This window comes from Mucilaginibacter sp., from assembly GCF_039935595.1.
Lineage (GTDB): Bacteria > Bacteroidota > Bacteroidia > Sphingobacteriales > Sphingobacteriaceae > Mucilaginibacter.
In genome coordinates, this window is the sequence record NZ_JBDTJZ010000205.1 from 1 (window position 1) to 21,184 (window position 21,184).

Genomic DNA, 21,184 nt, shown 5'->3' on the forward strand with positions numbered 1-21,184 from the left:
GTTGAGTTTTGGGCCACATGGTGCGCTCCATGCAAAGCGTCAATGCCACATTTATCGACCCTGGCAAAGCAATATAAAGGTCAAGCTACTTTTATTGCCATAGATGTATACGAACAGAAAACCGATACTACAACAGATAAGGTACAAGCTGTTGTTAATGCTATGGGTGATAAAATGGATTTCCCGGTAGCGGCAGAAGATAGCAATTTTATGGCGCACAATTGGCTTGAATCTGCGGGTGAGTTCAGCATTCCAAACTCTTTTGTAATAGATCAAGATGGAAAAGTAGCCTGGATAGGGAACCCGAAAGATCTGGGCACAATATTACCAAAGGTAATTAACCACACCTGGGATATAAAAGCTGCACTGTCTGAACGGAACCTAAATGTTAAGATGGCCAATTTAGACGAGCAAATAGGTGAGAAAGTAAATAAGTATGCAGGTTACTGGAATAATAATAAGCAAAAACATGATTTTGGTAAACCTGATTCGGCACTTTTAGTAATTGATTCAATGGTAAAAATAACACCCGAGTTAAAGTTTCAACCCAATACAGCTGATTATACTTTTTATTCACAGTTAAAAGCTAATCGTTTAAACGATGCATATAATTATGGTAAACAAGCTTTGGAAGCAAATATTACAGATAAAGAGACGCTGTATTCCAATTTGATTAAAGCCATTAAATCTACAAGGGAAAACTATCCTCAAATAAAAATCACACCTGAAATCTACCGAATAGCGGCTGAAAGTCAGCAAAAGTTGCTCGACATTCAGTCATCCTATCCTGAACATGTTGATATCCCATCTAAATATAAAAAAATTGCGATGTGGTACAGGCTAGCTGGCGACAAGTTGAAGGCGACAGAAGCTGAGCAAAAGGCATTGCAATTCAAAGATTAACTATTACTTGTTCTGCCCACGCAGGGTTTCGGAGATCACCCTGCGCTGTAAAGTAGCAATGCACCATCAGGGTCCCTTACGGAGCCCCTAATGGCACTATAATTTATATAACGGTAACATTCGACAGATCGGCTACCATTAATCCTTTAAGCCCGGCATAGGTTAGCTTATCCATCATTGCCCCATCAAAGCAAACGGTTTTAAAGGCACGGTAAGATTTATTTGTTATGGAAAAAGGCAGCCGGAATGATACATTTCGAAGCGTTGCACCCGTGAACGAAACGTCGTTTAGTGCAGATTTGTCAAACTGAACACCGGTAAATGTAAACCCGTCAAAGCGCAGGCCACGCAGGTCGGCATATTTAAAATTTACGCCGTCAAAAATACAGTTCTCAAATATTGTTTTCCTAAGGTCAATCATTGTCAGCTCCACGCCGGTAAGATGTACCTCTGTAAATTTTGTACCAACCAGCGCGGACTTGTTGAAGTGCGTACGCACAAGGACGGATTTGCGGAAACTCGCATTGGTAAGGTCAGTTATAGAAAAGGTACAGTCTGTTACATTTGCGCCGTCAAAATTAGCTTCGCGCGCGTTGCTTACTTCAAACGAGCTGCCGGTCAAATCGGCGCCGGTAAAGTCGGCCCGGTACAAGTTGTTCGCCTTAAATTTTCCTTTCTTTAAAATAACGTCTGCAAAGTCGCTCTCCTGCAAATTTGTTGTTGTCAGGTTTACGTTTGCAGGGTGCTCCGGTACGCTTACCGGCTTTTGGGTTTTATTGTTTACAGATTGAAAATTCTCTGAAAAATAGTTAAGGTCAACATCCAGTATTTCCGAGAGACGGTTAAAGGTAATAATGTCTGGACTTGATTCTCCCCGTTCCCATTTTCCAACCGCTTGTGGACTGATAAAAAGGAACTGTGCAAGCTGCGCCTGAGAAATATTTTTTTTCTTCCGGGCTTCGGCAATCCTATTGCCAATTATTTGGGTATCTAACATGGTGCTATCTTTTTTATTTTTTCGATACTGCAAAATTAACCGGGTACACTTCCAAAAATCAAATATAAAGCAATACTTATAGTTGTATTTACGCTACTTATAGTTGTTTTTAACAGCCGGAGGTTGCAGATGCCATGATATGCCATGTCTCAAATCCCCCTTTAACTTGTCTTTTCTAAACCTTTAAACTACCAAAATAAGCCTTAATTTTGAAGTAATGGAAAACCATAGATCGTTTATTATAATAATTAAAAACAGAACTATATGAGAAAAGTAATTTCGTTTATGCACATATCGCTTGACGGTTTTGTAGCTGGACCGAACGGGGAAATGAACTGGATTAAAGTTGGTGAAGAGATTTTTGACCATATTGGTAAACGCATAGACCAAAGCGATACCGCGTTATATGGCCGGGTAACTTACGATATGATGGAAGGTTACTGGCCCACCGCAGGGGACAAACCGAATGCCAGCAAGCACGATATTGAACACTCCAAATGGTATATTAGCGCGCATAAAATTGTATTATCCAAAACCATGAAAGGCGCAAATCTGCCAAACACCACTATTATTAGCGATAACCTTGCCGACCGCATAAACGAAATAAAACAACAGGAAGGCCCGGAAATTCTGCTTTTTGGTAGCCCGACAGCAACACACGCGCTTATTCAACAAAACTTGATTGATGGCTACTGGCTATTTGTTAATCCAATTGTACTTGGACAAGGCATTCCGTTGTTTGCAGATATTAAAGATAAAATTAAACTCAAATTATTGTCTAGCCATCAATTTACCTCGGGGGTAACTGCGCTGGATTATATCGTGGATAGTCAATAACCGCTTTAGTTCCGCACAGTCTGTCACAGAATTACGCTGTGCTACTAAAATACAAAAAGTCTCGCATGAAAATGAGAGGCTTTTTGTATGGTGCGGTAATAAACCTATATATTACCTTAATTGGTTTTAAGCGATATACTGGTTTGCGAAGCAAAAATAACGGGCTGCGGCGAAGCCGATTTGGCTTTGTTCCATAAACACTCCCTTACGGTTAATTTCTGTTTGTTAGGGTCAATTGATATGAGTTGGAATGATAATAAACTCTCGTCCTTAGCTGAATATTTACCCTTCATTGGCGAGTCTACCCTGAAAACCGGTAAACTAACATCATTATCCGGGCCGTGATAAACATAATACTCGTTCCAGTTGCTATTGCCATGAAAATAGGCTTTAATATTGGGGTGGGCTTTCAAAAATTTAACCCAGCCGCGTTGTTCTATATCGGTAGATGAATTTTTTTTGTCGACAGCATTACCTTCCTTATAATGTTCTTCGGTAAGGTTCTCAAATGGGTTGCCCGGTATGATTTTGTATGGCGCGGTTGGGTTTGTAAAATGCACGGCCTCGCAGGTGGGTTGGTCATGCGTAAATATCATTACCGGCATAGTACGGGGCACCGTGGCCAGATCCTTTTCCATCCATATTCGCTCTGCCGAGTCGGGCCACAAGGTGATAAACATAAAGTGGATGTTACCGATATTGCGCGAATAGTTAACCTTATTGGTATGGTAGTTATAATTTTGAGCCGTTAGCGGCTTTGCCGGGTGCATCATCAGGTTATAGATGTTTGCTATGCTGCTGGCATCTGTTTGTGGAGCCATGGGCTTATAATAGCCTATGGCGTTTGATATATCGTGATTACCCGGTACCATAAACACTTTGGCGGGTTTGCCATTGCTGTTTTTAACAGTTAGGGCATGTAAATAATCTTCGTTAAACTCTTTCCATGAAGCAGCTGCGGTTTGGATAGGTATTTCCATTCGGTTGGTAATATCGCCGGTTTGAATTAAGTAATCAATGTATTTTACGGGTTTTGCTTGGTTTACCCCGCCATCGGCAGGCAACGTTAAACCCGGAAGCGTATTTATCTGGCTTATCATGGCGGCATTTACTTTATGCCCGCTAACCTCGGTATTACCCCTAAAGTTTTTACGCGTAAAGCCATAGTGGGCATCAGAAGTAAATACGATGTTGATGATGGTGCTCTGTTGCTGAGCATAACCATTTTGGGCGTTTATAATTATGCTAGCAATTAATATATATGTGACAATAATGGTTCGCATTAATAAATATAGCTTTCTATTCATGATTATTGATCTTATCGGAATTGTTTATATGGGCCTTCGATAAACGTCTCTAAGAGCGAATTTACGTTAAATCAATAGCGCGACCAATAATATTTGATATATTAATGTATAGTTAATATTAAGGATATAAGACCCCATTAGCTTTAAAATAAAAATTTTATGAAAATCAATTTTAACAAAAAAAAAACAGTAGTGTACTTTAGTGCACTAGCAATGCTTGCATCCGGCTGCAAGAAGGAACTAATTAAACAGCCTGACCAAAAGAGTTTAAATCCTGGTAATTACTGGAGTATACTTAGCGTTACTCCAGCAACTTTTAATTGGGAAACGGTCGATTGGATGCCAACCCCACCTGGACAATCTCAGATTCCGCCGCCCTGGATAGGTCAAGGTAGCATAGCCTCTCAATATGGCATTGACGTAGTTAATGATCACAAAGCATCAGACGGCTGGGTAATGCTTTATAATACGTTTGATCCAAATGCATCGGGAAGTTTAGTAAACCCGTATTTTATACTCTATAATAGATACAGAGGGTTAATGCGGGTTTATCTGTATACAACAAGCCAGTTTATATCGCCATCAACTTATATTGTTGACGGCTTGAAAGTAGTAAGTAATACTGGATCGTCTATGCTTAACTATATGGGTACAGATATAATAGATCCATCGCAAAATCAATCCTCCTTTTCACAAATAGAACCTGCACCAATTGATGGATCTCAGCCATTAGCATCCAATAAATGGTATATGTTGCAATATGAAATTGCATATGATCCTCAAATTGCAGCCATGTCATATCAAGACATTCAATTAAGTTGGTTTGTTAATTTTAATAGTGTTTCAACCATATCGTTAGGAGGGACAGAAACAGGCACAATAAAAAGTGCTGTAGGCGCACCGGCAGATCCACTGGATGCTGCACTTAAAAATGGTGGTACCGTTGTAGGTAAAGCTGCCGCTACTTTTGTGGGCAGTCAAATATTAAATAATGTTTCACAAACAGGTAGTGTAAATAATAAAGTTGGTTTGTCTAATGAAGTATTTACCAGAATAAAAGGGGCTGTTTCATCTGCACTTAGCGCGGCAACAGGAAACATTCCAGGTGCAATTTATGGTATATTTAGTGCAATCATTGGGGGCACCGGCGATAGCACACCAACTATGAATCTAAATTTAAATTCCACTATTACCTTACATGGTACTCAAACAAGTGCGGGCTCTTTCCCGTCCAGTCCAACCTCTGTATATGTGCCCGGCTCAATTATAACTTCGAGTGCTCAAAATTTTATACCCCTTTACAACCAAACATTAGGTGTATTTAATTTAATCGCAAGGCCTCATGTTGTTGCTCATAAAAATCATTTCCCAGATTCTGATGGATTATATAGTACCTCTTATTCTCTTACCAGTAACATGGATCAAATAATGGTTACTAATCCAGCTGTTATTAATACTTCATCAACAGGAGCTTATATTCGATTTAGCAACGAGGCTGTTATTTTACTTGATCCGAATCTCTATTTTACCGGGACAACGACTTCTGGGAGTTTCGAAACTATAGGCACACATACTGCAATTGCACAAACCATAACAGACGGAGATCCAGACCCTCTTTGGACGAGCTATTATGCGCCTTATTCACAAATAGCACCAACAGTAGCAGTTAGGGTAACTTTTCAGGTGGTCCCCAATAATGGTGGTCCAGTATCTACGTTCGTAAAAACGTTTTTAGCTGATGTAGAAACAATCGACCAATATTAGCAATAATAGAGATAAAGTGAATGAGTAGTCTTATTAAAGATGATTTTATGAGAAAGAAAGGGCATTATTATCTGTCGATATATAACTCAGGGACAGAATAAATCTGGTGTGTTTAGATAAAAGTAAAATCAATAAAGGGGGTAGTTTTTTATATCAGCTACCCCCCTTTATTTAAAATCGCTTCTTTGAAAATTTAATTTGGTTTTTTAGTAATTGCGTCATACTTCAATAACCTTGTTTTTCGTGTTTTAGGTGAGGATTGCCGGATTCATTGTTTTACTGCTGCCAATAACATTTGTGATAACATGATTAACACGCACTAACAGTAACTTCATCGGCTTATCTTGCCTATCTTAATGTTGGTTTCCTACGCCGCTAAGTTGATAACATCCAAGATCAGCTCCCGGCGGCATTGGATCAGCCAAACCATAGACCTTATCAAGAGGAACGACAATTAATGGGTTAACCGTAGTATTGCCCTTACCTATCAATGGCGAGTTAGCCTGCAAGCGAAAATTTATCATAAATGGCTTGTCAGAGGGCTTAAAGTAAGTAGTGGTTTCTTTAAAAGGTGTCCATGTGGTAAAACCTTTTTGGTACTGTCCATGCCTTGGTGCCATTCAAAATTAGCGCCATATTGCCCGGCCTGTATACCCAGGTACTTATTATACCAGGCCTTAAGTGACGCAGGGTCTTTAGCTTTAAAAAATATGCCGCCAATGCCTGTAACACGCGGGCCTGTAATAATCGGGGCTGTTAACCTGCTAAAACCATATCCCAGCAAAAAGGCCGCGCAAAGCAAGCCGATGAGTAACCCTTTTTTCATGACACATGTTTTAACTTAAAGATAGCAAATAAACATAGGGATGCAAACCAACTATAGGTACTTCACTATATCCAATCCAGCTTATCAGGCAAATCCAGCCGTGCCACGCCTATCTGGTTATCGGCCATGCCATAATATACATCAAACCGGTCGGGCATATTGATGTCAGTGCGCTGGTCTATCCCCGTAGGAAAGACAACATCAGCAATTACTCCTACTTTTTCTTCAGGTAGTTCAGGTGTTAGTATAGGCTCAAACGATCTGAACGCTACGTCGTAGGGGTCGTCGGCAGATAAAAACATCACTCCGGCAGAATAGATCAATTGTTGCTTCTCGGGCGTTGATTGGTCGCTTGCATGTACACCATGGTACAGAAACATCCAGCCAAACCTGGTCATTACCGGCGGTGTGCCCGAGCCTATTTTTATTTTCTCCCAGTCAAATACGGGCACGGCCAGTGGACGGTGTGAGGTGAATTCGGCCGGGTGCCATTTTTCGCTCTCCTGCTTTTCCGGGTGAACGTGGCAATAAGATAACCAGATACTTTCGTGGTGTTTATCTACCGCTTTATCCCAGGGGTGCGCGGCTTTTTCTTCGGGCGAGGTGCCCGGGAACAGCGGCCTGTGTAACATGCCCATTGCACGGTGGCCATGCGGACTTGGTATTTGCAGCGGAAAGATGCAGGCATCTTTATCATTAACATCATCAAAATCAATATTTCCGTACGGCTTATAATTAACCAAACCAAGTCGTTCCCATGTAAACAAGTCTTTTGACTGCGCCATAGCAATCCTCGGCCCTAAGGGCGAAAAAGCCGTATAGGTCATAATATAGCGCTGCAATGGCTCAAAATAACTTATGCGGGGGTCTTCGCAACCACCGCCGCCATTCGGGCGCTTTTCATAGTCGGCTTCCGGCTCCAAAGCAATGCCCAGCCGTTCTACGCCGGTAGGGTCGCCGGCATCATTAAATAATACTTTAACAATGCTTATGCGGGAGTAATTATCTTTAGTAGCTATCCGTGGAAACAGGTATAAATTACCGTCTTTTCCCCTTGCCGCGGCAGGGTTTAATACACCGCCTGCCTCCATAGGGTTATTCATATCGGGTTTCATGATGGTACCCAGCCTTATAAGTTTTAATGACTGCATTTATTGATTTTTAATGATTATAGTATACTAATAATCATTTCTGCCAAATAGTTTCGATTACAAGCTTTACTTTTTAAATCTATCCTTAACAAGCTGTATCGTAACAATTTTGCCAAACTGTGCTATTCGGGCTAATTAATTTTGCTTATAGCTAAATATTCGTAATCTTTACTTTCGCAATATCCCATCATTACATAAACCAATTAACTAACGAGATGAAATTAAAATTATTTGCCCTGGCAGCGTTGCTTACTTTGAGCATAAAGGGTTTTTCGCAAGACAAGAATTTTTACATATTCCTGGCCTTTGGGCAGTCAAACATGGAGGGTGCCGGGAAACCCGAAAAACAAGACAGTACAGTTGACGAACGTTTTCGCGTTCTGCAAGCTGTTGATTGTCCCATACAGGGCAGGTTGAAAGATAATTGGTATACAGCAGTACCGCCGCTATCCAAATGCAATACCGGGCTTAACCCCGGTGATTATTTTGGCAGGGAACTGTTAAAATATCTGCCTAAAAATGCCAAAGTGGGTATTATCAATGTATCAGTTGCCGGTGCAAAAATTGAGATATTTGATAATGACCAACTTGCAGCATATATGACTACTGCTCCAGGCTATCAGAAAAAAGCGGTTGCCGATTATGGTGGTAGTCCTTACGATCGTTTGCTCGCGTTAGCTAAAGAGGCCCAAAAAGTGGGTGTTATAAAAGGTATGCTGCTGCACCAGGGCGAATCAAACCCTAACGATTCGTTATGGACAACCAAAGTAAAAGCACTTTATGATCATTTAAATAAAGATCTTGGCCTCGACCCTAAAAAAACACCTCTGCTTGCTGGCGAAACCGTTAATGCTGACCAACAAGGTGTTTGCGCGGGTATGAATAAAATTATAGCTACGCTGCCGCAAAAAATACCAAACTCGTACGTAATATCATCAGCAGGTTGCACCCAACGGGGCGATCATCTGCATTTTAGCCCGGCCGGTTACCGTAAGTTTGGAACACGATATGGCAATAAAATGGCGTCATTATTGGGCTTTAAGGTTGATCCCGTAGAGTAACAAGACAGTATATTATCAATTAATTAAAAAAACAACGAAAATGAAATTAAAGTTATTTGCCCTGGCAGCCTTACTTACCATAAGCATAAAGGGCTTTTCGCAAGACAAGAATTTTTACATATTCCTTGCCTTTGGGCAATCAAACATGGAAGGCAACGCGCGCTATGAGTCGCAGGATACCACGGTTGACGAACGTTTTCAGGTATTATCAACTTCAGACTGCCCAAAATTAAACAGGGTAAAAGATACCTGGTATAAAGGTAAACCGCCTTTGTGCCGCTGTTTAACCACGCTTAACCCGGGTGATTATTTTGGAAGGGAACTAGTAGAAAATCTGCCTAAAAAAATCAAAATAGGTATTATCAATGTATCTGTAGCGGGTGCTAAAATTGAGGTTTTTGAAAAAGACAACGATAAGTTGCAAGCATACGTTGGTGCCCAGGCCGACTGGATGAAAAATATTGTTAAAGAATATAACGGAAGTCCATACAACCGTTTGGTTGAATTAGCTAAAGAGGCGCAAAAAGTGGGTGTAATTAAAGGTATGCTGCTACATCAGGGCGAGTCAAACAGTGGTGATACGCTTTGGACAAAAAAGGTTAAATCCGTTTATGATAACTTAATTACAGACCTGAAGCTTAATCCTAAAAAAACGCCGCTGCTTGCCGGCGAATTGGTTAATGCTGATCAGAAACCGAACGCAAAAGGTAAGGATATGAACAAAATTATTGCTACCCTGCCGCAGGTGCTCCCTAACTCATATGTTATTTCGTCTGCAGGATGCCCGCAACGTGGCGATGGCTTACACTTTACCGCTGTAGGCTACCGTAAAATAGGGAGGCGATATGGGGCACAAATGCTTACCCTGTTAGGTGTTAAACATGCCCCGGTTGAGTAAGGACTAATGATTTGACTAATGATTTGACTAAGATTTATAGGATTATTTAGATAATAGGATTTGAATTGCACATCCAAGTAAAAGCCCTGAAATGAAAATTTCAAGGCTTTTTTATGTTATATCAAACTATTCAGGCATCCTGAAATCTTAAAAATCCTAAGAATCCTAGTGGTTTTTCTTTTTGTTCATCTTAGCCTTTTTGCTCGAGCTAAAATTATAGGTTTTTGCGTTGGAGGCTTTCTTTTCATGAAAGGCACCACCTTGCGTAGGGTCAACAACCTCTTCTTTAGGCGCTTTTTTAGCCACGTTGTCATTCACAATAACCAGATCATCAGGCAGTGCTGCAACAGGTATTTTTTTACCGATAGCCTGTTCAATTTTTTTGATGGTGCTTAGCTCCATATCGGTAGCAAAAGTGATAACCATTGTTTCCTCTTCACTATCAGGATGATGGTTAGTGATTCGGCTTATAAACGCCTCTTTTTCTGCGGGCAGGTCAAAATTAATCAGGAAAGGTATTCCTGTTAGGTCTGCTTCGTTATTGTTTTCATCAGCGATAACCAAAACCCGGGTATTACTTGCTTTAAATTCTTCAACTGTCGCAAATCCTTTTTTATCATATTGCCAACTATTTAAATATGCTACAGAATCATCTAAACGCCTGTCCATAGTTTGAAAAACCTTTTCGGCATTAGCCCGACTATTTATAATAACGGCAGTTTTGGTAAACAGTTCTTCATCCTGCACAAACAGGTTTAGCAGGTTTATTTTTGTAGCAAAGTTGGGTAGCTGGTATAATACCTGCGGATGGGTTACTAAAGGTTTTTCGTCCAGTGCTTCCACCTCTACAACCGCAGGCAGTTTCATAAAGGGCGCTATCATTTTTTCAATACGGCTGTGCATTACGTCGGTAAATACCAAATGCTGACATTTGCCAATACTGTTGGCCAATTCGGTTAAAGGCAGCTGCATTCCTCTTTTTATGTGTTGATCGGCATCGTCAACAATAAACAGTTCCATTTTATTGAGGTTAAGCCCCAGTTTAAGGTATATGGCGCGCGCCCTGTCGGGTGTGGCAACCACAATGTCGGCACCGTCGGCAAGGGCATTCATTTGCGCTTCGGTACCCGGGGTAACGTATAAGCCAACAATGGATATAGCGCTGTTTCTGTTTAGCAACTCAAACTGTGCCAGCACAGCCTCTACCTGTTCTTTGTCGGGCACCAGTATCAATACTTTGGGTACACCATCAGGTGCGTAGTTAAAGCGGTTAAGGGTGGCCAAAATATAGGCAGTGGTTTTACCACAGCCCTCGTGGCCAATAGCAATCAGGTCCTGACCGCCAATTATACGTGTAAGGGTTTTTAATTGTATCTCCCTCGGTTCAGTATAACCGGCCTCGTTTGCCGATCTTACTAACTGTTTATTCAACTTTAACTTATCAAAACCCATTTATGCCTGTTTTATTGAAGCGCAAAATTACCTTTATAATTTTGCAATAGGAATTTAAAGTAACGATTACCTGTGTTTGCCAATAGCGCAATGCTTTGAAATAAAATTTGTGTTTTAGTTAAATAATAAATTTTTACTTACATTAGTGTAACCAATATAAAAAACTAACCATATAGTTTACTTATTAATTAATCGAAATACGATTGATCAAACCTGCATGTTCCTTAATTTATTACATAATCACATTTAAAACTTTCAAATTATGAAAAAGACGTTATTTATTTTTTCTGGCCTGTTATGCCTTTTAACGGTATATTCATGCCGCAGCGATTTTGGTATACACCCCGTTGGGGGCGATCCTTCGGATCCTACAAATCTGGTCTCGGCCAGTTCGCATGGCCAATTGGATACCTTGGCCACGGGTTTCAGTTTTACAGAAGGTCCGGCTGTTGATAAGCACGGAAACATTTTCTTTACCGATCAACCTAATGATAAGATCTACAAATGGAATGTAGCCACTAAAATGCTAAGTACATTTTTAACAGGTACAGGCCGGTCAAATGGGATGGCTTTTGATAGAGATGGTTACCTGATAGCCTGTGCCGATATGTATGGCGAGCTATGGCGAATTGCTCCGGATGGTAGTCATACCGTACTGGTAAATAATTATAATGGGAAGCTGTTAAACGGCCCCAATGATGTATGGATAAACCCTGTTACCGGGGGTATGTATATTACCGACCCGATCTTCCCACGGTCATACTGGGCACCGGGCGACCCGCGCCAGCAGCCCTGGGAGCCTACACATTCAGAACAAGCGGCAACAGGTAAAGGCGGCTACGTATATTATCTGGCACCGGGAAGCCATACCCTGGTTAGAGTAGTAACCGATGCTATGGGCTGGGATTCAGATTCATGGCCAAACGGTGTTGTTGGTACGCCTGATGGTAGAAAACTGTACGTAAATAAATGGAAAGGCGATAATATGGGCGGTACCTGGGTATTTGATATCAGAACGGATGGAACCCTCACTAACATGCACAAATTTATTGATATGGGCGGCGACGGTATGTCAATGGATGAACGGCGTAATATTTATATCAGCAATGGGCTGGGCGTTACCACGTTTGATCCGACAGGTACTAAAATATTAAGTATACCGATGAATGGCGGTGCCACCAATAATGTTTTTGGTGGAGAAAATGAAAAAACGCTATTTATTACCTCCGGTTCGGGTAATTTAACGTCCTTAAAGATGAATGTTAGGGGTGTAGAAAAGTATTAAATAGAAACAGCCGGTACTTAAGTATATCGGTATGGTTATTGCACTTATATTAACAGGACGATAAACGTTCATAGTGAATTTAACTTACTACATTATGAAAAATCAACATGTTAAGAATAATAACAATGGCCAGGGTAGTGCCACCGCTGACCGTGCTTTTACCGATCAAAAGGAACAGCAGAAACAAAAGGGTATAAGTAATGCAGGCGGACAAATGTCCTTCCAAACCTCCAGTAAAGACAGTAGGCATAAACCCGAGCATAAAAAGAAATAAAATAAAACGCCCCCGATAAACCGGGGGCGTTTTTATTTTAATTTCACATCTTTGCGGGGTTACAACATTCAAAAATGAAAAAAATAATTATTGTATTATTAGTTGTCCTTGCCGGTTGCCATAGTGATAAACCTACCGTGCCCTTTACTATTTTAAAGGTTGTTAAAGCCGATGGCGGTGTAACCAAAATGGATATTTTAATTCCCGGCCGCCTGGAAAGGCAACAAATGTTGGATATAGCCGCGAAGGTAAAAAGGGATAGCTCGCAATATGATAATTTGCAGATAGATTATTTATTGCCGGGCAACAGCTATAAAAACTCGGGCGGGGTAATTGTTTATGCTACTGCCGCCTACCATCCGCAAGGAAAAACTACTGCGCGCGATACGGTTAAAGACTATAACGATAAGCCGTTGAGCTTTGATTTTAACGGCATTACCCGTCTGCAGGCCGGCAAGCTATTGGCCGTTGAACCGGCTGAGATGGTGGGTAAAACCCTGCTGGGCAGGTTTATTGACGATGACCTGAAAACCATGATACTGGTATATGAAGATAAGGCCGATAACCAGAAATATATATTAGAGCTGGATACCACAGGCAAAATAATAGCACCTATAATACCCAAAATTGTAAACCAAGATGGCATTAGCAAGATGGTAATTACTGAGCATGGTGATTACATGACATTAAAGGATAGCATTTTAACCATGTACAGTGGCCTGGAGCCTGAAAAGCCTTATAGGACTTTGAAGAAGGGGATATAATTTTTTCTCCTGTCATTTCGACCAAAGGGAGAAATCTATACATTGCAAGGCGGTTATATGCTTGTGTATGGATCTCTCACTTCGTTCGAGATGACAAAGGCTACTACCTCACCACCACCTGCGCCGTATTCCTGCTTATTTGCTCTAATAATATGGTTTTGTTAAGGGTAAGCTCTTTTAATGAATCCGCAGTATAATGGCGGGTAGTTATGAGCGTAAGGCCGGTATTGTATTTTACATTATAATCTACAAGGCTTTTTAAAAGAGCATCAAATCTCGCTGCATCAACATCAAAGCAAACCGTAAAGCTTAATGCCGATGTTTGCATTACATTTAACTTAACATGGTTTTTGGCAAACCGGCCAAAAATATCGCTTAAATGATCTTCGGAAATGAACGAATAATCTTTAGCTGACAGCGACAGTAAAACCTGGTTTTGCTTTACAATGATAACCGGCCTGGTAAAGCTCATCACAGCATTTTCCTTTATCACTGTTCCGGCAGCCTGCGGACTGGTAAATGGCTTAACCAGCAATGGTATTTGGGTATTTTGCAGCGGCTTAATAGTTTTGGGGTGGATAATGCTGGCACCATAATAGGTCATTTCAATCGCTTCTGTATAAGTAAGCTCATCAAACTTTACGGTATCGGTAAATAGTTTAGGGTCGGCGTTTAATATGCCCGGCACGTCCTTCCAGGTAGTCACTGATTCGGCCCCCAAACATGATGCAAATATAGACGCAGTATAATCTGACCCTTCGCGACCCAGTGTGGTAGTAAAATTTTCTGATGTGCCGCCTAAAAATCCCTGGGTTAATACGATGCCTTTATCTAATAGGAGCGGTATGTTATGTTGTATGCTTTGCCGGGTTGCATCCCATTGCACTATACCTTCACGGTAGGTATTATCGGTATGTATATAGCCCCGCACATCTACCCATTGAGTTTTTAACCCTGCCTGGTTAAGATATGCAGCCACAATACGGGTTGATACCAATTCGCCCACGGATACCAGCTGATCGTATATAAAATCAAAATCATCCTGCGGTTCATCCTCTATCATCCAGTCAATCTCCACAAACGTATTGGCTACCTCATCATATACCGGATGTTTAGGTTCAAAAAGCGCGTTTATTATTTGAAAATGATAGGTTTTAATATCATTATATAAATCGTGTACCTCATCTGTCTGGTCGGCATAGGCGCGGGCCAGTTTCTCGAGGGCGTTGGTGGTTTTACCCATGGCCGATACCACAATAAGCAGTTGCTTATCAGCATATAATTTTACTACGTTAGTCAGGTTAACTATACCTTCGGCATCCTTTACTGATGCGCCTCCAAATTTAAAAACAAGCATTATTTAATATATTGTGTTACAACGGTATGTGGCCGCAGCAATGGTTTAAGTTTAGCGTAGGGGATAAACAGATCTGTCCGCCCGGCAGCATAGGGTTTAATTTCGTAAATATTGTATAAAAAGCGCAAGCCTATTGGTGTTATTAAAAAGTTGCTATTTAGGGCGAATTTATCCCCCTTAAAAAAATAATTATTGGCTAAGGAGGTGGTATCGCCCAGCTTTTCCTGTTTTCTGAAAATGGTATCGGCAATTTGGGTTAGTTTAGCTTTATAATCACCGGCCAGTATATCCTGTAGCTCGAGGTTCTTATCGTTCCTGGTGTCCCAGTTAATAAAATAGGTATAGCTGCCACCATGTGCGCCACCCTGAAAAGCGTAGCTGTTAATCGCTAATGTGGTTAAACCCGAATCCTGCCTCAATACTTTGGCACTACTGTTAAGCGTATAAAACAGGGTCGATCTTTTGTTTCTTTTTTTAAAGTTGGTGTAGGTTAACAAAAAATGATCTGCCATTTCCTGCAGCGTAACATCCGTTTGGAAAAAGCCGAATAAGCCGGTTAGTTTTTTGGTAACCGTATCATTTAGCTGATTATGATCAGAGAAAATTGGGTATTTAATTTTTACCACAGTACAGCCACTATCGGGTTTATCGCCGCAGTCATCAGCCCGTTTTTTTATTAATTCGTAGGTGTAGCCTAATGTGTCAGTGGTTATTGCGGAGTTCTTTTTTTTAGGCACCCCCCACATACACGATGTTAACACCGATAATATTACTATTAAAATTATGTGCCCTGTTCTCATCATCAATAATTTGATAGTTGTTGTTTAGATAAAGACGCATTTAGCCAACCCGGCTCAATGCTGGCTTCATATTTTTTATAGAAGTTAAGCGCAGGTTCGTTCCAGTCAAGCACCTGCCATACCATGCCACTAAAGCCCGTCTCTTTAGCTTCAACAATTATCCGGTCAAAAAGTGATTTACCAATTCCTTTTCCTCTATAATTTTCGGTCACTATCAGGTCCTCCAAAAATAACCGGCAACCTTTCCAGGTAGAATAGCGAATATAATACAGGGCCATAGCCACTATTTTGCCATCATCTTCGGCAACAAACGCTTTCCATACCGGTTTTTTGCCAAAGCCTGCATCTTCAAACTCCTGTAGGGTAACCGTAACTTCTTCGGGCGCGCGTTCAAAAAGCGCCAGTTCGTGCACAAGTTCAAGTAAGTATGGGCAATCTTTTTGTTGGGCTACTCTTATGTTAGTCATTGACTAAGATTTTTATGATTATATGATTTATAAGATTCTTGAATAAAATTAAAATGACAGGTATCTTATCATCTTAAAAATCCTATAAATCTTAGTTGTTTTTCCAGTGTTTAATTATGCGGCTGCCAAAAATGGTGCTTCCTACACGTACCATATTGCTGCCTTGCTCAATGGCCAGTTTATAATCGGCAGACATGCCCATTGATAATATGTTAAATGAATCCTCTTTCCTGAAAAAGCTCAATTTTATACCATCAAAAAACGTTTTTAGCTCATAATATTCATCCTTTACCTGTTTTTCGTTTTCAGTATTAGTAGCTATCCCCATCAAACCGCAAATGCGTATGTTTTTTAACGCGGCATACTCGTCGCTGCGCAGCAGTTCAATAGCTTCGTCAAAACCTAATCCATACTTGGTTTCTTCGTCGGCAATATAAATTTGCAGCAGGCAATCAATAACACGTTTATTTTTTTCGGCTTGTTTGTTTATTTCCTGCAATAGCTTTAAACTATCAACCGATTGTATCATACTAACAAACGGGGCAATATATTTCACCTTATTAGTTTGCAGGTGTCCAATAAGGTGCCATTGTATGTCGGTGGGTAAATGTTGTTGTTTATCAACCAGTTCCTGTACGGTATTTTCGCCAAACAAACGCTGTCCGGCATCATAAGCTTGCTGTACATCTTGGGCAGTTTTGGTTTTTGATACCGCTATTAATGTTACTTTTACCGCGTCAGTTTCTTTTTTTAAGCTTGTTATATTATCTGCAATGCTCATTTATGCGTAATTTTGTTAATTAAACCGCTAAATTACAGAATGCGCAAACATATCTTCTTGTTTTTTTGGGCTTTGATTTTTTTATATGCCTGTAGTAATACCCCAAAAGGTATAATTAAGCCCCACGAAATGACCGCGCTTATGGTTGATGTGCATATTGCCGACGGTAGCCTGTACACTATAGATGTGCCTACCGGCGATAGTTTATATAAATATGGGTTTAACCGTTTTGCATTGGTATTTAAAAAGCACCATACCGATTCAACGCAATTTAAAAAAAGCTTAAAATATTATACCATGCATCCTGATAAAATGGAACCGGTGTATAAAGATGTTATACAAATACTGCAAAATAAGCTCGATTCAGTAAATAAATTACAAATACCAACCCCTACACCACCGGCACATGCTTTACCCCAAAAATAGTATTGATAAACTTGGGTTTACTGAAGTAAAAGAGTTGATAAAGGCCCATTGCCTTAGCGAAATGGGCCAGGCCATGGTTGATAAAATACAGGTAATGGCCGATTATGGCCAGATACATAAGTTTTTAAGTCAGGCAAATGAGTTTAAAAATATTTTGCAAAATGATGCCCCGCTGCCAATTCATCACTTTTTTGATATAAAATCATTAGCCAATAAGGCAAAAGTTGAAGGGGCATTTTTAAACGAAGAAGAGTTTTATAAAGTACAGGCATCTTTATCAACCGTTTTTGCGGTTATAGCCTACTTTAATGAACGCGAGGGCCAGTACCCCAACCTCGAAGCTTTGTTTGAGCATTTGCCTATTGAAAAGGCTATAATCCGCAAAATTGAACAGGTTATTGATGCTAAGGGTAAAATAAAACCTAACGTATCGCGCGAGTTGGAGGATATCACCACGGGTATAGCTAAGGCCGAACAGGAAGCCCGAAAAAAAATTGATCAGGTATTTAAAAATGCTGCGGCAAGCAGTTGGACAGCCGATGGCTCATTAACTATTCGCGATGGCCGCCTTTGTATACCTTTACTGGCCGAAAATAAGCGTAAGTTAAAGGGATTTGTGCATGACGAATCGGCATCGGGCCAAACCGTTTATATTGAACCTGAAGAGGTTTTTACCCTTAACAACCGCATACGCGACCTTGAATTTGAACGCCGCCGCGAAATAGTAAAAATACTTACCCACCTAACAACGGAGTTACGGCCCTACGTACCGCTTTTATTATCCTATCATGGTTTATTAACCAAAATGGATTTTGTGCGTGCAAAGGCACTTTTTGCCATTGATATTGAGGCTGCCATGCCCCAGGTAGTTAATGAGCCGGTATTTAAGTTGGTAAATGCGCGCCACCCGTTGTTGTACCTAAGTTTTAAAAAGGAACATAAAACCGTTGTACCACTTAATGTGCAGATTGATGAAGGTATGCGCATCATAGTAGTATCGGGGCCAAATGCGGGGGGTAAATCGGTTTGTATGAAAACTGTGGGGCTGTTGCAAATGATGGTGCAGGCAGGTTTATTGATACCTGCGGATGAAGCCAGTACCATAGGCGTATTTAAGCAGTTTTTTGTAGACATAGGGGATGACCAATCTATTGAAAGCGACCTGAGTACGTACAGCGCGCACCTTTCAAAAATGAAAACTTTTGTTGAGCAGGCCAACGGCCGGTCATTAATATTGATAGACGAGTTTGGTACGGGCACCGATCCGCAATTTGGCGGCCCTATAGCCGAGGCGGTGCTGGAGTCGCTTAACCATAAAAAGGTAAGGGGGATGGTTACTACGCATTATTCAAACCTTAAAATTTTTTCGGGTAATACCGATGGGATAGAAAACGCATCAATGCTGTTTAATAACGTACAAATGCAGCCGCTTTATATTTTGGAGGTTGGTAAACCCGGCAGCTCATACGCGTTTGAGATAGCGCAAAAAATAGGGCTGCCGCAAAATGTGCTCAACCTCGCCAAAAATAAAATAAGCTCGGGCCAAAAGAGTGTTGATACCCTATTAGTAGGGTTGGAGCGTGAAAAAAGGGAGATACTGGATACCCGCGTTAAGCTGGACAGGCAGCAAAGGCAGGTTGATAACCTGCTGGCCGAAAATGAAAAGCTAAAAAATTACCTGGAGGAGAATAAGAAACAGCTTATCCGCGAAGCTAAAGAACAGGCCAAAAATATTATTTTAGATGCCAATAAACTGGTTGAAAACACCATTTCCCAAATTAAAAGCAGTAATGCTGATAAGGAAAAGACACGCACCCTGCGTGAAAACCTAACCCGCGAGGTTGAGAAAAATACAGCACAAGCCGAAACACCGAAACGAGCTGAGGCTATTGATGAGTTAAAACCGGGCGATTGGGTTAAGCTTGCCGATTCGGAAACGGTAGGGCAGGTTATGGAAATTGCAAGGGATAATGTAATTATTGCCATAGGCGATTTGCGTACGGTAGCTAAGATGAAACGCGTACAAAAGGTATCAAAAGCAGCTGTACCAAAGGATGTGAGGCGTAATTTAACAACCTCAACCGGCGATATGAGCAGCTTTAGCCCGGAAATAGACGTGCGCGGTATGCGTACCGAAGATGCATTAGCCGCTATTGAGCGTTTGTTTGACAGGGCATTAATGATGGGCTTTGGTAACCTAAAAATACTGCACGGCAAAGGCGACGGGATACTGCGTAAAATGATACGCCAATACCTAAAAAAATACGACCAGGTTGACCGTATGGAAGACGAACATGCAGATAGGGGAGGCGATGGTATTACCTACGTTTACCTAAAATAGCTTTAACAACTATACCATTAATCTAATGATCTTCAGTCTCATCGTCGGCGGTTCCTTCGGTATATGATGAATTTGAACTGGGTTTGATGTTGCCGGTTTGGTCGCTTTGCTCCTGTGCATAAGGTTGCGCGCTGCTGTAATCAGGCTCGCCATCCTGGTAGGGGGCTTTAAAATTAGTGTCCTCAGGGTGTTCTTCTAATGGTTCGGTACGTGCAAAATAGGCATTTGAATATCCTGCGTTTTGCGACGGGTTGTTTTTATCGTCACCTGCGGGGGTATTGTTATTCTTGCCAAAATTTTGCCCGCCCATTGGCTGGCCCTCGCGTATAGGGTTTGTGTTTGTTGTACCTGCTGATGACTTATCATCCCGATAGTCCTCAAATTTATTTTCTTTTAGCATAAACGTAAACTTTATTAATTATAATACTTGTACTTGTATAATTGTTTGCAAAAAAGCAGGGGAGGCCGAAAAAAATTAAACAAAAAAAAGGCCCCGATTACCGGGGCCTTTTTTTTGTTTACCAAAGTTATTTATTAATAACCAGGGTTTTGTACCAGTTTGTTGTTCGCATCCATTATACCTTGTGGTATAGGGTTCATGTACATTTTATCAGTAAATACATGTGGGTGGTTAAGGGCAACTTGGTTGTACTGCCAAACTCCGCTGTTATCCGCAGGTACAGAGTTTGTTATTTTCATACCATGCCTATCAAGGTTCAATAAGCCACTTGCTTGCTGCCAACGTATAATGTCATAAAAACGTTTGGCTTCCCAAGCAAATTCAATATGACGCTGATCGTGGATCTCCTGGCGCATTTGATCTTTAGTCATGCCGGCAGGCGCATCACCGATATTTGTAGACGGACGGTTTCTAACAGCATTTAAATACTTATAAACATTTGCATCAGGTCCAGCGGCTTCGTTTTCAGCTTCTGCATAGCCTAATAGCACTTCGGCATAACGATAGTAAACATAGTTTTGTCCACTTGCATTACCGCCTTCAGGTGCCAGGTTATTCAGCTTTTTACGGAAGTAATAGGCCGTGTTGCTAACGTCGGTTGATCCAAAGTCGATCTCGTTCAATGATTTGTGAACCTTATCAATACGTGTATAAATAGTATCAGTTCTAGGCATCCAATCTTGTTTGTATGGTGCTCCATCATATACTATGAAATCATAGAAACGTTGTTCGCGACCTACATAAGGGTGTTGCGGATCATAACCGGATGCTGGATCGGTTATTCTCAATCCATTTGCCATCCTGTAAGTATCAACTAATTCCTGAGTAGGGTCGTAGTTACCCCAGGTATGGTATGCACCCAGTATGTAAACCGGGCCTCCGTATTGGTCTACGTTGTTTTGAAGTGGTGTACCTGAAACTTGTTGCCTGTCCCAAATTACCTCAGAGTTATACTCGTTTTTCTCATACCAAAACTGGCTCATTGTAGGGAATAAGCTGTACTGGCCGCCGTAATTATCTATAAATTGTTTAA

The 21,184-nt window shown here is 41.0% G+C and carries 22 protein-coding genes; 10 read left to right on the forward strand and 12 right to left on the reverse strand.

Translation table 11 applies throughout. The annotated features are described in order from the left end of the window. Nucleotides 1-903 (forward strand): TlpA family protein disulfide reductase (locus ABI367_RS14330; protein ID WP_462227579.1); only part of this gene is annotated, 903 nt, incomplete at its 5' end. A 103-nt stretch (nucleotides 904-1,006) separates the two neighbouring features. Here ABI367_RS14330 and ABI367_RS14335 read toward each other — a convergent pair. After that, entirely contained in the window at nucleotides 1,007-1,900 is an 894-nt protein-coding gene (locus ABI367_RS14335) for a pentapeptide repeat-containing protein (protein WP_462227580.1), read from the reverse strand. A gap of 264 nt (nucleotides 1,901-2,164) precedes the next feature. Here ABI367_RS14335 and ABI367_RS14340 point away from each other — a divergent pair, with 264 nt between their 5' ends. Beyond that, on the forward strand, nucleotides 2,165-2,737 hold the full coding sequence (locus ABI367_RS14340; RefSeq protein WP_462227581.1) for a dihydrofolate reductase family protein: 573 nt from the start codon (nucleotides 2,165-2,167) through the stop codon (nucleotides 2,735-2,737). A 116-nt stretch (nucleotides 2,738-2,853) separates the two neighbouring features. Here ABI367_RS14340 and ABI367_RS14345 read toward each other — a convergent pair whose 3' ends face one another. Further along, nucleotides 2,854-4,044 carry a metallophosphoesterase family protein gene (locus tag ABI367_RS14345; RefSeq protein ID WP_462227582.1) on the reverse strand — a complete coding sequence of 397 codons (1,191 nt, stop codon included), beginning with the start codon at nucleotides 4,042-4,044 and terminating at the stop codon, nucleotides 2,854-2,856. 159 nt (nucleotides 4,045-4,203) lie between these two features. On the opposite strand from ABI367_RS14345, the gene ABI367_RS14350 reads away from it, so the two are divergent. Continuing rightward, complete coding sequence (locus ABI367_RS14350; protein WP_462227583.1) at nucleotides 4,204-5,808, forward strand: hypothetical protein; 1,605 nt, start codon at nucleotides 4,204-4,206, stop codon at nucleotides 5,806-5,808. A 353-nt stretch (nucleotides 5,809-6,161) separates the two neighbouring features. Here ABI367_RS14350 and ABI367_RS14355 read toward each other — a convergent pair whose 3' ends face one another. The 3 genes from ABI367_RS14355 to ABI367_RS14365 all read right to left on the reverse strand — a co-directional run bounded on the left by ABI367_RS14355 (nucleotide 6,162) and on the right by ABI367_RS14365 (nucleotide 7,785). Next, entirely contained in the window at nucleotides 6,162-6,332 is a 171-nt protein-coding gene (locus tag ABI367_RS14355) for a hypothetical protein (protein ID WP_462227585.1), read from the reverse strand. Next, entirely contained in the window at nucleotides 6,329-6,634 is a 306-nt protein-coding gene (locus ABI367_RS14360; RefSeq protein WP_462227587.1) for a hypothetical protein, read from the reverse strand. The genes ABI367_RS14355 and ABI367_RS14360 overlap by 4 nt, the downstream gene beginning before the upstream one ends. Nucleotides 6,635-6,699: 65 nt before the next feature. After that, a complete protein-coding gene (locus ABI367_RS14365; RefSeq protein WP_462227588.1) occupies nucleotides 6,700-7,785 on the reverse strand; it encodes a glycoside hydrolase family 130 protein in 1,086 nt (361 codons plus the stop codon). A 215-nt stretch (nucleotides 7,786-8,000) separates the two neighbouring features. On the opposite strand from ABI367_RS14365, the gene ABI367_RS14370 reads away from it, so the two are divergent. Both ABI367_RS14370 and ABI367_RS14375 read left to right on the forward strand, forming a co-directional pair. Beyond that, entirely contained in the window at nucleotides 8,001-8,846 is an 846-nt protein-coding gene (locus ABI367_RS14370) for a sialate O-acetylesterase (RefSeq protein WP_462227589.1), read from the forward strand. Between the two features lie 40 nt (nucleotides 8,847-8,886). Then, nucleotides 8,887-9,744: a sialate O-acetylesterase gene (locus ABI367_RS14375; RefSeq protein WP_462227590.1), complete on the forward strand. Its 858-nt coding sequence runs from the start codon at nucleotides 8,887-8,889 to the stop codon at nucleotides 9,742-9,744. 165 nt (nucleotides 9,745-9,909) lie between these two features. On the opposite strand, the gene ABI367_RS14380 is transcribed toward ABI367_RS14375, so the two are convergent. Continuing rightward, the gene (locus ABI367_RS14380) at nucleotides 9,910-11,196 is read right to left on the reverse strand and encodes a DEAD/DEAH box helicase (RefSeq protein ID WP_462227591.1); all 1,287 of its coding nucleotides are present in this window, start codon (nucleotides 11,194-11,196) and stop codon (nucleotides 9,910-9,912) included. Nucleotides 11,197-11,458: 262 nt separating this feature from the next. Between ABI367_RS14380 and ABI367_RS14385 the strand changes: the two genes are divergently transcribed. The 3 genes from ABI367_RS14385 (at nucleotide 11,459) to ABI367_RS14395 (ending at nucleotide 13,519) form a co-directional block, all read left to right on the forward strand. Then, a complete protein-coding gene (locus ABI367_RS14385) occupies nucleotides 11,459-12,481 on the forward strand; it encodes an SMP-30/gluconolactonase/LRE family protein (RefSeq protein ID WP_462227592.1) in 1,023 nt (340 codons plus the stop codon). Between the two features lie 94 nt (nucleotides 12,482-12,575). Next, a complete protein-coding gene (locus ABI367_RS14390; protein ID WP_462227593.1) occupies nucleotides 12,576-12,755 on the forward strand; it encodes a hypothetical protein in 180 nt (59 codons plus the stop codon). A gap of 74 nt (nucleotides 12,756-12,829) precedes the next feature. After that, a complete protein-coding gene (locus ABI367_RS14395) occupies nucleotides 12,830-13,519 on the forward strand; it encodes a hypothetical protein (RefSeq protein ID WP_462227595.1) in 690 nt (229 codons plus the stop codon). 103 nt (nucleotides 13,520-13,622) lie between these two features. Here the strand turns inward: ABI367_RS14395 and ABI367_RS14400 are convergent, their stop codons facing one another. The 4 genes from ABI367_RS14400 to ABI367_RS14415 all read right to left on the reverse strand — a co-directional run bounded on the left by ABI367_RS14400 (nucleotide 13,623) and on the right by ABI367_RS14415 (nucleotide 16,924). Then, nucleotides 13,623-14,876 carry an aspartate kinase gene (locus ABI367_RS14400; protein WP_462227596.1) on the reverse strand — a complete coding sequence of 418 codons (1,254 nt, stop codon included), beginning with the start codon at nucleotides 14,874-14,876 and terminating at the stop codon, nucleotides 13,623-13,625. Next, nucleotides 14,876-15,622, reverse strand: a complete 747-nt coding sequence (locus tag ABI367_RS14405; RefSeq protein WP_462258095.1) for a DUF3298 and DUF4163 domain-containing protein — start codon at nucleotides 15,620-15,622, stop codon at nucleotides 14,876-14,878. The genes ABI367_RS14400 and ABI367_RS14405 overlap by 1 nt, the downstream gene beginning before the upstream one ends. A gap of 56 nt (nucleotides 15,623-15,678) precedes the next feature. Then, on the reverse strand, nucleotides 15,679-16,143 hold the full coding sequence (locus ABI367_RS14410) for an N-acetyltransferase family protein (RefSeq protein ID WP_462227598.1): 465 nt from the start codon (nucleotides 16,141-16,143) through the stop codon (nucleotides 15,679-15,681). Between the two features lie 91 nt (nucleotides 16,144-16,234). Then, the gene (locus ABI367_RS14415) at nucleotides 16,235-16,924 is read right to left on the reverse strand and encodes a YggS family pyridoxal phosphate-dependent enzyme (protein WP_462227599.1); all 690 of its coding nucleotides are present in this window, start codon (nucleotides 16,922-16,924) and stop codon (nucleotides 16,235-16,237) included. A 39-nt stretch (nucleotides 16,925-16,963) separates the two neighbouring features. Here ABI367_RS14415 and ABI367_RS14420 point away from each other — a divergent pair, with 39 nt between their 5' ends. Continuing rightward, on the forward strand, nucleotides 16,964-17,350 hold the full coding sequence (locus ABI367_RS14420; protein ID WP_462227600.1) for a DUF4296 domain-containing protein: 387 nt from the start codon (nucleotides 16,964-16,966) through the stop codon (nucleotides 17,348-17,350). Beyond that, nucleotides 17,331-19,691 carry an endonuclease MutS2 gene (locus tag ABI367_RS14425; protein WP_462227601.1) on the forward strand — a complete coding sequence of 787 codons (2,361 nt, stop codon included), beginning with the start codon at nucleotides 17,331-17,333 and terminating at the stop codon, nucleotides 19,689-19,691. The genes ABI367_RS14420 and ABI367_RS14425 overlap by 20 nt, the downstream gene beginning before the upstream one ends. Nucleotides 19,692-19,713: 22 nt before the next feature. Here ABI367_RS14425 and ABI367_RS14430 read toward each other — a convergent pair whose 3' ends face one another. Both ABI367_RS14430 and ABI367_RS14435 read right to left on the reverse strand, forming a co-directional pair. Next, complete coding sequence (locus ABI367_RS14430; RefSeq protein ID WP_462227602.1) at nucleotides 19,714-20,091, reverse strand: hypothetical protein; 378 nt, start codon at nucleotides 20,089-20,091, stop codon at nucleotides 19,714-19,716. 134 nt (nucleotides 20,092-20,225) lie between these two features. Next, nucleotides 20,226-21,184 (reverse strand): RagB/SusD family nutrient uptake outer membrane protein (locus ABI367_RS14435; RefSeq protein WP_462227603.1); only part of this gene is annotated, 959 nt, incomplete at its 5' end.

Coding starts and splice junctions, on each gene's coding strand:
- ABI367_RS14335 (WP_462227580.1), bottom strand. CDS start 1,900: ATGTTAGATACCCAAATAATTGGCAATAGGATTGCCGAAGCCCGGAAG.
- ABI367_RS14340 (WP_462227581.1), top strand. CDS start 2,165: ATGAGAAAAGTAATTTCGTTTATGCACATATCGCTTGACGGTTTTGTA.
- ABI367_RS14345 (WP_462227582.1), bottom strand. CDS start 4,044: ATGAATAGAAAGCTATATTTATTAATGCGAACCATTATTGTCACATAT.
- ABI367_RS14350 (WP_462227583.1), top strand. CDS start 4,204: ATGAAAATCAATTTTAACAAAAAAAAAACAGTAGTGTACTTTAGTGCA.
- ABI367_RS14355 (WP_462227585.1), bottom strand. CDS start 6,332: ATGATAAATTTTCGCTTGCAGGCTAACTCGCCATTGATAGGTAAGGGC.
- ABI367_RS14360 (WP_462227587.1), bottom strand. CDS start 6,634: ATGAAAAAAGGGTTACTCATCGGCTTGCTTTGCGCGGCCTTTTTGCTG.
- ABI367_RS14365 (WP_462227588.1), bottom strand. CDS start 7,785: ATGCAGTCATTAAAACTTATAAGGCTGGGTACCATCATGAAACCCGAT.
- ABI367_RS14370 (WP_462227589.1), top strand. CDS start 8,001: ATGAAATTAAAATTATTTGCCCTGGCAGCGTTGCTTACTTTGAGCATA.
- ABI367_RS14375 (WP_462227590.1), top strand. CDS start 8,887: ATGAAATTAAAGTTATTTGCCCTGGCAGCCTTACTTACCATAAGCATA.
- ABI367_RS14380 (WP_462227591.1), bottom strand. CDS start 11,196: ATGGGTTTTGATAAGTTAAAGTTGAATAAACAGTTAGTAAGATCGGCA.
- ABI367_RS14385 (WP_462227592.1), top strand. CDS start 11,459: ATGAAAAAGACGTTATTTATTTTTTCTGGCCTGTTATGCCTTTTAACG.
- ABI367_RS14390 (WP_462227593.1), top strand. CDS start 12,576: ATGAAAAATCAACATGTTAAGAATAATAACAATGGCCAGGGTAGTGCC.
- ABI367_RS14395 (WP_462227595.1), top strand. CDS start 12,830: ATGAAAAAAATAATTATTGTATTATTAGTTGTCCTTGCCGGTTGCCAT.
- ABI367_RS14400 (WP_462227596.1), bottom strand. CDS start 14,876: ATGCTTGTTTTTAAATTTGGAGGCGCATCAGTAAAGGATGCCGAAGGT.
- ABI367_RS14405 (WP_462258095.1), bottom strand. CDS start 15,622: ATGTGGGGGGTGCCTAAAAAAAAGAACTCCGCAATAACCACTGACACA.
- ABI367_RS14410 (WP_462227598.1), bottom strand. CDS start 16,143: ATGACTAACATAAGAGTAGCCCAACAAAAAGATTGCCCATACTTACTT.
- ABI367_RS14415 (WP_462227599.1), bottom strand. CDS start 16,924: ATGAGCATTGCAGATAATATAACAAGCTTAAAAAAAGAAACTGACGCG.
- ABI367_RS14420 (WP_462227600.1), top strand. CDS start 16,964: ATGCGCAAACATATCTTCTTGTTTTTTTGGGCTTTGATTTTTTTATAT.
- ABI367_RS14425 (WP_462227601.1), top strand. CDS start 17,331: ATGCTTTACCCCAAAAATAGTATTGATAAACTTGGGTTTACTGAAGTA.
- ABI367_RS14430 (WP_462227602.1), bottom strand. CDS start 20,091: ATGCTAAAAGAAAATAAATTTGAGGACTATCGGGATGATAAGTCATCA.